Raw genomic sequence first — 4,649 nt, 5'->3', positions numbered from 1 at the left:
CCGGCTGATGTCCCTTATGCAAGAACTGTTGTTAGTGAGCGAATGTTTTTACAATAGCGTTCTTTGGCAATTACTTTAGTTGTTTTTTACAATAGTTATAACAGGGCTATAAATTAGAACGGAGCGTCGCAACGAATGTTAAATAGAATTGGTTTTGACTGGTTAATAATAAAATATTAAGGGTTAATACAATTATTCACTTTGGGCAAAACGCTTCGATTTATGTTGTTACTAATCTATCGACTACTGCTCATTTTATTTGCTATAAAATCGAGGGCAGCGGCATCAGGGATTGAGACTGCTTTTTGCGTAATTCCTAAATCCATTATTTTTTTATTGTTAGTAATGTATGCAGGCCAGTCGGGGAGACCTTTAGCATTAGGGTTACCGGTAGTAATAAAGTTGATCCAGTAGGAAGACATTACTTCGGCAAGTTTGTGATCTTCGGGTTGCCAGGGGCGATTAACAAATTTCAAATTGTTGTACGCATAGGGCACCTCGCCGGTATGAAAGGCTCCATACTTTACATACTCGCCTGTTGCCGGAACCTTTCTGGTGAAGCGATATACATAGACCTTTTTGCCTTGCTGGCTTGCGACGTTTGCCCAGGTATAATTTTGTGCACCAAAAATCATATCGCGGGAAAGATTGAGTTGAGCCGTAGCAGCCTCAGCATTGGTTGAAGCAGGATAATGTTTGAGAAAGTTGGTAGAGTCGGCGCCATATCTTTCTGACACTTCTTTACGAAAATCAGCAGCATTTTTAATAGGCCCAAAAAGCAACCCTTCGTCCTGGTTCCAACCGGTCAGAAGCGATACATCATTTTGCTTATGCCCGGCAAAAATTTCGGCTATCGTTTGAGGCAAAACATAACCATCGACAATTGGTCCTCGCTGGCCTTGAGCCTTTTGAAACAACTCCGCTGCTGACATATTTCTCAGCGCTGCAATACCGGGAACATTTACTTTTTCAGCCAGTTTTATGCCATCTTGTTCTGCTTGTAGTAGTGTTGAAGATCCTCTTGAAAAGTTTGCACCGCTCTCGGCAATTGCTTTTGTAAAAAGTCCTTTTGCCAGGGGCGTTGCTACCATACAATTCACACTCATTGATCCTGCTGATTGTCCCGCGATAGTTACATTAGCAGGGTCGCCACCAAAAGCTACAATGTTTTTTTGTACCCACTTAAGCGCTGCTACCTGGTCAAGTAAACCATAATTGCCGGAAGCATGGTAAGGAGCTTCTTTGGTAAGTTTAGGATGAGCGAAAAAACCAAACACGCCGACACGATAATTGAAACTTACAAAAACAACCCCTTTTTTAGCCAAAGCTTCACCATCGTATATCGGTACTCCACCTCCACCACTGTTAAAGCCACCGCCATAGATCCACACTAGTACAGGTCTTTTTTCTTGGCTTGTCTTAGCACCTGTCCAAACGTTGAGGTATAAACAATCTTCGCTGATTGGTTCTTTCGGAATTAAAAACTCTTCAGACCACATGCTAAATGCTACCGGTTTGGCCTGCATTGGGCTTGGTCCAAATGCATCACATTTTTTTACGCCTTGCCATGGTTGCATGGGTTGAGGTGCTTTCCATCGTAAGTCTCCAACAGGTGGCGCAGCAAATGGAATTCCCTTAAAAATGAAAATATCTCCTGTTGCATTTGTAGTACCAGATACCAAGCCGGCGTCTGTTTTTACAGTTTCAAAAGGCTTAGTGAAAGGCTTGTAAGCAAGCGCTATTGTGGCGCAACTAATCAAAGCCATGAAAGATTTAATAAAAGCGTTCATATGGCAAGTCAGGGTTAATACAATTGATCCTTACATTCCAGGTCTTGCAGATGCTATCTTTAGCAACTCTGCATCAGGACGATTTGCTACCCGGCTTTGACTATCAAATATCATGGTAGATCCTGTTGCTGCTGTAAACATTGGCCAAGTTGGTAAGCCGCTTGTATTCGGATTTCCTGTCTTGGCAAAGTTAATCCACGCACCACTCATTTTATCCGCCAGTGCATGCGCATCTTTTCCGCCGCCGGTCATTTCTTCACAACGATCTATATTATTAAAAACAAAAGGAAGTTCCATACAATGCATTGCTTTATAAATGCCGTCGTTCACAGGAGACTGCCATGCAAAGAGATACATGTAAACAGGTGCCGTCCCGGCTGCCGCTTTTGCGGTCGCCTGGTTTATGGCACCTTGGCGGAAGTTAATATCAAGATCAATATAATCCGAAGGTTTAACTGTATTTGGATAAGCTTTCTTTACAGCAGAAATGTAAGCTGTAGATTGCTGTCCGTACATTCTTTTAAGCCTGCTATTCACCGTATCCATACTGATGCCCCTGTTAGTAGGATTAAATGGAGTGAACTCATTTTTAGTAGTTCCAACTAATAACGGGATGCTTTTAGACAACTCTACTGCAGCCGCTTCTGAAGGTTGATAAGGCAAAAAGTCACCGTCTAATACTGGTCCCCAACCTAGTCCAAAACCAGCTGTTGTTTTGCCTTGTGCACGCAGATCATCCTGTACTTTTCTGATGGCTTTTTTTCCTGCAGCGTTTAAACGCTCGTAAGAGATCTTTTGCAATGAATCAACCTGTGCCGGTTGTAATTGCAATTCATCCAATAAAGCTGCTGCTACCTTTTGAGAAAGTGATTTGTCAGTAAAATTTGTGAGATAGCTTCCACTTTGCACAATTGCTTTATGAAAAAGGCCTTTTGCAGATGGTGCATTCATTAACGAAGTTACCTTACCACCGCCACCTGACTGACCAAAAATGGTCACGTTATTTGGATCGCCACCAAACTTTGCAATGTTGTCTTTTACCCATTGAAGAGATGCAACGAGGTCAATCAAGCCCGCATTAGCTGAAGCTTTGTATTTTTCACCATAGGCGGACAAGTCAAGAAAACCTAAGATATTTAAACGATGGTTTACGGTAACTACAACCACATCGCCCTTTCTTGCCAGGCTCTCTCCGTCGTAAGATGGCAGTTCAACAGTAGAACCTGCAGTAAATCCACCGCCGTGAAACCAAACCATTACAGGTCGCTTTTTGCCATCATTGATTTTCTGCGACCAAACATTTAAAGTCTGGCAATGCTCATTTGAATAACCGAGGTCATGATGGAAAGGAAATTCAAATTCATCAAATACTGTAGTGGTCACATCAGTAGGACATACCGGCCCATAGCTCATAGAGCTACGTTCATTTTTCCATTCAGTTGGTTTTGCTGGCGGCATGAAACGCTCGGAATAAGCGTAGGGTATCCCTTTGTAAGTAAAGATGCCGTTGTGAATATAGCCGCGCACTTTACCCGTGTTGGTTTCTGCAACCGCTATGTTTTTACCGGCAATAATGGGATCTGAAGAAGCCTGGCTAAAACCAGTGAAAGACAACAAAGAGATACCAAAAAGAAAAGAAAGATATTTTTTCATACTGTCAATTTATCGATAGAAGTGTTTAAATGTAAATGAGTTTTTTTGTGAATTATCAGGACTTTTTATCCCACTGATAACTGCTTTAAATTTTTGATACTTGTTTGTATACTCTTAAAAGGATCGGCCGGCATATCGTGTTCAATGAAGATGTACTTCATGCCTGCTGTTAAGGCAGCTTTAAAAATAGGTTTAAAATCAATCGTACCTTCTCCTAACGGAAGAATGTTGTTTCGCTCTTTGTCCAAATCTTTTACATGCCATAAAGGAAAACGGCCAGGATGTTTTTTAAATAGTTCGACCGGATCTGTTCCACCTTTCACTACCCACGCAAGGTCTAATTCCATTTTTACAAGTTTCGGATCAGTTTCAGCTAAGAAGATTTCGTAAGGGATCTTTCCTTCAACTGCTCTAAATTCTGCGTCGTGATTATGATATGCGAATTCAAGCCCTGCTTTTTTAGCTTGTTCTGCTGTTTTGTTCAAGACTTTAATTGAACCTTTGATATCGTCCATCGTATTGATTGGCGTATTGGCACAAACCAGGTATTCAACACCACCTTCTGCCGCTTCATCAACCAATTGCTGAAAATTATCTTGCAGGTTTAACATTGGCGGAATAGTCATAGGCTTACCATCCGGAGTGGTTGGAAGTTTGGCGCCGGGAGGCAATTTGAAAGGCGCCCCAAGCACGTGATGTGACTTCCATGCTAGCCCTAAGTCTTTAAGCATCGCAGCAAATTCTTTTGGCTTCATTCCATAGTAGCCACCTTTTTTACTAAAAGCAGATTCTATGTTTTTATACCCTGCAGCGGCTATTTTTTTCAGGGTGCCTTTTACGTCGTCATCAATGACATTGAAGAATGTAAACAGCTGAACGCCCGGCGATGGCATTGATGCGTTTGGGCCAAATGCCATTGGTACTTTTGATAACATTAGGCCGCCTAAAGAGGCTACGCTTGTTTGTTTTAGAAATTTTCTTCTATCTAGCATGGATTATAAATTGAATTATTTATTGATTTAATTTTTATTGAACGCTTATTGTTTGCAAACCTTCAAAAGTCAATTTCATCGCTCAAGCCACTGGGCTTCGTTCTTCGGTTAACTTATTCATTTCTTATTTTTCTCCCTGTATCTTATTCTCTTCCGACATCATAGAAAAGGCGTTAAGAAAACTCTTTTCAAAAAGATCTTACTTCTTAAATTA

The 4,649-nt window shown here is 41.3% G+C and carries 3 protein-coding genes; all 3 read right to left on the bottom strand.

What is annotated here, in order from left to right; translation table 11 throughout:
* Positions 1-236: 236 nt before the first annotated feature.
* The 3 genes from SAE01_RS24175 to SAE01_RS24165 all read right to left on the bottom strand — a co-directional run bounded on the left by SAE01_RS24175 (position 237) and on the right by SAE01_RS24165 (position 4,435).
* Positions 237-1,790: a carboxylesterase/lipase family protein gene (locus SAE01_RS24175; protein WP_147206407.1), complete on the bottom strand. Its 1,554-nt coding sequence runs from the start codon at positions 1,788-1,790 to the stop codon at positions 237-239.
* A gap of 30 nt (positions 1,791-1,820) precedes the next feature.
* Positions 1,821-3,443, bottom strand: coding sequence for a carboxylesterase/lipase family protein (locus SAE01_RS24170; RefSeq protein WP_147206406.1), 1,623 nt, complete (start codon positions 3,441-3,443; stop codon positions 1,821-1,823).
* Positions 3,444-3,508: 65 nt separating this feature from the next.
* Positions 3,509-4,435 carry a sugar phosphate isomerase/epimerase family protein gene (locus SAE01_RS24165; protein ID WP_147206405.1) on the bottom strand — a complete coding sequence of 309 codons (927 nt, stop codon included), beginning with the start codon at positions 4,433-4,435 and terminating at the stop codon, positions 3,509-3,511.
* Positions 4,436-4,649: the final 214 nt, after the last annotated feature.

The sequence above is a fragment of the Segetibacter aerophilus genome, from assembly GCF_007991655.1.
Taxonomy (GTDB): domain Bacteria; phylum Bacteroidota; class Bacteroidia; order Chitinophagales; family Chitinophagaceae; genus Segetibacter; species Segetibacter aerophilus.
Note: the sequence above shows the minus strand (reverse complement) of the source record. Positions and strands in the feature narration are given on the sequence as shown.

Coding starts and splice junctions, on each gene's coding strand:
- SAE01_RS24165 (WP_147206405.1), bottom strand. CDS start 4,435: ATGCTAGATAGAAGAAAATTTCTAAAACAAACAAGCGTAGCCTCTTTA.
- SAE01_RS24175 (WP_147206407.1), bottom strand. CDS start 1,790: ATGAACGCTTTTATTAAATCTTTCATGGCTTTGATTAGTTGCGCCACA.
- SAE01_RS24170 (WP_147206406.1), bottom strand. CDS start 3,443: ATGAAAAAATATCTTTCTTTTCTTTTTGGTATCTCTTTGTTGTCTTTC.